Here is a 1,339-nt window from a genome sequence, read left to right as displayed (position 1 = left end):
AGCTGTGTACTGTCGTCGGTTTGCGCTCATAGTTGCCCCCTCCTGTGGAACAAGGATACTGCTCTTAGCCTTGTGTCCGAAAATCGGGGGTCACTTCACATCTCTCGCTTTTTGTGCAGGCCGTAGGTGGGCTCCTTATCGGCGTCCTTGAGGCGCTGGCGCAGCTTTTCTAGCTCTTGGTAGATGCGTTCCCAGTTGTCTTTAAACTCGCTGAGGATAGCGGCTAGGGCTTCGGCAAAGGAGGCTTGCAGCTCTGGATCGTCGTCTAGCTCTAGGTCGATGTAGTGGCGCAGGGCATGCTCAACTTCGGCGGCCTTGGTTTTGGCGCGTTTTCGGGTGCCAACTTGGCGCTCAAAGTCTTCGTCGAGGATCGAGATGGGCTTAACTTTGGGGTCAATGCCCTGGGAGGCGAGATGGGCATCGACAATTTGGCGAAGCTTGGCCGGAATGCCCTTCATGCTGAGGCGGGTGTCGTGGAGATGCCTGCCTGCTAGCACGTTAATTTCGGCGAGGGCCTGGTAGTTGGCAATGTAGTTAAGGGCTTGGCGGGCCGGAAACACCAGGTTAAGGCTGCGGGTGAGCTGCCGGAACCCCTGCATGAACTCAAAGCGAATGTCTTCGTCGTAGAACAGGTCAAAGAAGGCATCGTGGTCAGTGAGGTCGGTGAGGCCGTACTGGCTGAGAAAGGCGATTAGGGCCTGGTGATCGTGTTCAAGTTGGCGAATTTCCTCTTCAGGAAAGCTGAGGGTCTCTTCAATTTCTTTTTGTTCCCGTTCGTCGTAGGTGTCGATGGCGCGTTTGAGATGGTGACCAATGCCCACGTAGTCCACCACAAAACCCTTCTCTTTGTCGGCCCCACCGACTCGATTGACGCGGGCGATCGCCTGCAAGAGGTTGTGGGCCTGAATCACCTTATCAAGGTACATGACCTGCTCGACGGGGGCATCAAACCCGGTCAACAGCATGTTGTTAACCACAACAATGCCGATGTCGCCTTTGACGCCATTGTCTTCGCTGTCGAAGGGAAGTTTGAAGCTTTTAATCACCGCTTCGTGGCGACTGGAGTCGGTGTACGCCTTCAGGTGGGGCAGGTCATTGTGGCCGCCAGAAATCACCACGTCGGTTTTGAGCTGTCGAAGGCGGTCGAGGTTAAGGCCGTGGGGGTTGGCCCTGGTTGACTGACAAAACTAATCGGCGACATAGCAGTACGTGTGTATTTTGAATTCGATTCGATGGGTGCGTTGCTCATGCTGTTTCCGAGACGCCATGGCGGGTTCGGGATCGCGGTTATGGGTGAAACGAACCTGACGAATGAGCCGCCAACTGTTTTCTAAGGCCG

At 55.3% G+C, this 1,339-nt stretch carries 1 protein-coding gene; it reads right to left on the bottom strand.

Features of this window, described 5'->3' with window-relative positions; translation table 11 throughout:
* Positions 1–95: 95 nt before the first annotated feature.
* The gene (locus NF78_RS27805) at positions 96–1,118 is read right to left on the bottom strand and encodes a UvrB domain 3-containing protein (RefSeq protein ID WP_156120020.1); all 1,023 of its coding nucleotides are present in this window, start codon (positions 1,116–1,118) and stop codon (positions 96–98) included.
* Between the last annotated feature and the right edge of the window lie 221 nt (positions 1,119–1,339).

Origin of the sequence: Leptolyngbya sp. KIOST-1, assembly GCF_000763385.1 — a bacterium.
Lineage (GTDB): Bacteria > Cyanobacteriota > Cyanobacteriia > Phormidesmidales > Phormidesmidaceae > Nodosilinea.
Note: the sequence above shows the minus strand (reverse complement) of the source record. Positions and strands in the feature narration are given on the sequence as shown.